Source organism: Streptomyces sp. NPDC060198 (genome assembly GCF_042728415.1).
Classification (GTDB): domain Bacteria; phylum Actinomycetota; class Actinomycetes; order Streptomycetales; family Streptomycetaceae; genus Streptomyces.
Genome location: NZ_JBHWZJ010000583.1, coordinates 1 through 2,891, shown reverse-complemented (window position 1 = coordinate 2,891; position 2,891 = coordinate 1). Strand labels below are relative to the sequence as shown.

The window sequence follows — 2,891 nt, the reverse complement described above, 5'->3', positions numbered from 1 at the left end:
CGGGCCGTGCTCCCCACGGCCCGCGACCGCGGTGACCCACGGGGGGAAAACCTTCATGACCATGCCGCGCCACCTGCTCGCCGACGCCCGCCTCTACCTGTGCACCGACGCCCGCAGGCGCCAGGGCGACCTCCCCGAATTCCTCGACGCCGTCCTCGCCTCGGGAGTGGACGTCGTCCAGCTGCGCGACAAGGGCATGGAGGCCGCCGAGGAGGTGGAGCACCTCCAGGTGTTCGCGGACGCCTGCGCACGCCACGGCAAGCTCCTCGCCGTCAACGACCGCGCCGACATCGCCCACGCCGTCGGCGCCGACGTGCTCCACCTCGGGCAGGGCGACCTGCCGGTCCCCGCCGCCCGCGCGATCATCGGCGCGGCCCCGCTGATCGGCCGCTCCACGCACGCCGAGGCCGAAGTGGACGCGGCCGTCGCACAGCCCGGCGTCGACTACTTCTGCACCGGCCCCTGCTGGCCCACCCCGACCAAGCCCGGCCGGCACGCCCCCGGTCTCGGCCTCGTGCGGTACGCCGCCTCCCTCGACCAGCCCCGTCCGTGGTTCGCCATCGGCGGTATCGACGCGGGCAATCTCGACGAAGTGCTGGACGCCGGCGCCCGCCGCGTCGTGGTGGTCCGGGCGATCACCGAGGCCGACGACCCGGCCGAAGCCGCGGCCCGCCTGGCGAAGCGGATCCGCGAACGCTGAGCCCGCCTCCCGCCCGCCTGCCTCCCGTCCGCGGTCCCGCGGCGGGTGCCGGGATACTGTCCGAGGCGTGGACAGCATCCACTGCAATACGGACAAATGTCCTTCTCTGGTTGGGGGACGGCCGCACCCTGGTTAATCTCGCGGTATGGCCCTTGGTACTTCCTCCACCCGGACGGACCGCGCGCGCACCGTGCGCGACCTGCTCGCGTCCGGCACGTCGTACTCCTTCGAGTTCTGGGCGCCCAAGACCGAGAAGGGCGAGCGGAACCTCTGGAACGCGCTGCGCCGGGTCGAGGCCGTGAGTCCCAGCTTCGTCTCCGTGACGTACGGAGCCGGTGGATCCACCCGGTCCGGCACGGTCCGGGCGACGCAGCAGATCGCCGCCGACAGCACGCTCACCCCCGTCGCGCACCTCACCGCGGTCAACCACTCCGTCGCGGAACTGCGCAACATGATCGGGCAGTACGCCGACGCGGGGATCAGGAACATCCTCGCCGTGCGCGGAGACCCGCCGGGCGACCCGATGGGCGAGTGGGTCGAGCACCCGGAGGGTGTGCGGTACGCCGCCGATCTGGTGCGGCTCATCAAGGAGTCCGGCGATTTCTGCGTGGGTGTCGCCGCGTTTCCCGAAATGCACCCGAGGTCGTCCGACTGGGAGACCGACACCCGCCACTTCGTGGACAAGTGCCGGGCGGGCGCCGACTACGCGATCACCCAGATGTTCTTCGAACCCGGCGACTACCTCCGGATGCGTGAGCGTGTGGTCGCCGCGGGTTGCGACACGCCGATCATTCCCGAGATCATGCCGGTCACCAGCGTGAAGCAGCTCGAGAGATTTCCCCAGCTGAGCAACGCGGCCGTGCCCAAGGCCCTGGAAGAGCGCATCCACGCGGTCAAGGACGATCCCGCGGCTGTACGCTCCATTGGCATCGAGTTCGCAACGGAGTTCTGCGCGAAGCTGCTGTCCGAAGGTGTGCCCGGACTGCACTTCATCACGCTCAACAACTCGACGGCAACGCTCGAAATCTACGAGAATCTCGGACTGCACAAGCAGTCGTGACCGGCCGTACCCGTCACCGATCCGGCGGCGGCGGCCGTAGAAGGGGGCGGGCGTGGGCTGGACGGTCCTCTACATCGCTTTCGGCGTGGTGGCGTTGTGGCTGCTGGGTGAGGTGCTTCTGCAGTACAAGGCACGGCTGCGCTGGAGGCTCCTCGCCTTCTCCGGGTTCCTCTGCGTGGTGCTCGGCGTCCTGATTCCTTCGGTGCTGGTCATCGCGCTCGGCGCGATCGCCTTCGCGGTCGGTCAGACCTATGTGACGCTCTCCTTCCGGCGGGGCTTCTCCACCGGCTGGGCCATAGGGGGCAGCCCCGGTGCCAGCCGCCGCCGCCGCGGCCGGCAGCCCTCCGCGAAGGAGGAGCCCGTCCTCGAAGTCTCCGGGCTGGAGTACGAGGAACCGGCCGCACCCGCCGAGGACGACCCGGCCGCCGTGTACGAGCCGCAGCCGATGCCGGAGGAGACCGGTCAGTACGGCGTGTACAGCCCGAGCCCGTACGCGCAGCCGGGCGGCGGCCAGGGGTACCAGGAGCAGGAGCAGCAACCGGCCGGCGCGCAGCCCCAGTACGCCGCCCATGACACGTACGGCGGCTACGGAGAGCCCGCGGAGAACTCCTCGTACAACGGCGGCTACGCCTACGGCACCGACCAGCACAGCTATGCGGCGTACTCCGACCCGTACATCGGTACCGGCGGCACGGCTGCTCCGCCGTACGCGTCCTACGACGCCTACGGCAATGGCAACGGCTATGACGCGGGGTCGGGCGGCGGCTACGACGGCTACGCGAACCAGCAGCAGTTCACCGAGCCGTACAGCGCCCCGCAGTACGGCGCGGACACCCCGCCGGGCGGTGTCTGGGTGCCGCAGCAGCGGGAGGGCGAGCAGTACCCGCAGGGCACGCCCGCTCCGTACGGCAGCGGCTATCCGGCCGGTGACGAGGGATACGGCAACGGCGGCTACGGCAACGACACCGGCCAGAACGAGCAGTACCGGTACTGACGCACCACCACCGCCTGCCCTGCGTGCGCCCCCTCCGGTTGAGGGGGGGCCCGCCCCGGTCGTGGCCGGCCCCGGGGGGGCCCCGGGGGAACTAGCCCGGCGGGTTTAAAAAAAAAACAACCCACCACAACCAAAAA

Annotated in this window: 3 protein-coding genes; all 3 read left to right on the top strand. The window is 70.6% G+C overall.

Annotated elements, in window-relative coordinates; all coding sequences use genetic code 11:
• The first annotated feature begins 55 nt into the window (after positions 1 to 55).
• The 3 genes from thiE to ACFWEP_RS33730 all read left to right on the top strand — a co-directional run bounded on the left by thiE (position 56) and on the right by ACFWEP_RS33730 (position 2,754).
• Positions 56 to 700: a thiamine phosphate synthase gene (thiE, locus tag ACFWEP_RS33740; protein WP_387375981.1), complete on the top strand. Its 645-nt coding sequence runs from the start codon at positions 56 to 58 to the stop codon at positions 698 to 700.
• A 145-nt stretch (positions 701 to 845) separates the two neighbouring features.
• Positions 846 to 1,760 carry a methylenetetrahydrofolate reductase [NAD(P)H] gene (gene metF / locus ACFWEP_RS33735; RefSeq protein ID WP_387375979.1) on the top strand — a complete coding sequence of 305 codons (915 nt, stop codon included), beginning with the start codon at positions 846 to 848 and terminating at the stop codon, positions 1,758 to 1,760.
• A 52-nt stretch (positions 1,761 to 1,812) separates the two neighbouring features.
• Positions 1,813 to 2,754 carry a hypothetical protein gene (locus ACFWEP_RS33730; RefSeq protein WP_387375977.1) on the top strand — a complete coding sequence of 314 codons (942 nt, stop codon included), beginning with the start codon at positions 1,813 to 1,815 and terminating at the stop codon, positions 2,752 to 2,754.
• Positions 2,755 to 2,891 lie beyond the last annotated feature (137 nt).

Excerpts from the sequence above, each read along its gene's own strand:
- metF (WP_387375979.1), top strand. The coding sequence starts at position 846 with ATGGCCCTTGGTACTTCCTCCACCCGGACGGACCGCGCGCGCACCGTG.
- thiE (WP_387375981.1), top strand. The coding sequence starts at position 56 with ATGACCATGCCGCGCCACCTGCTCGCCGACGCCCGCCTCTACCTGTGC.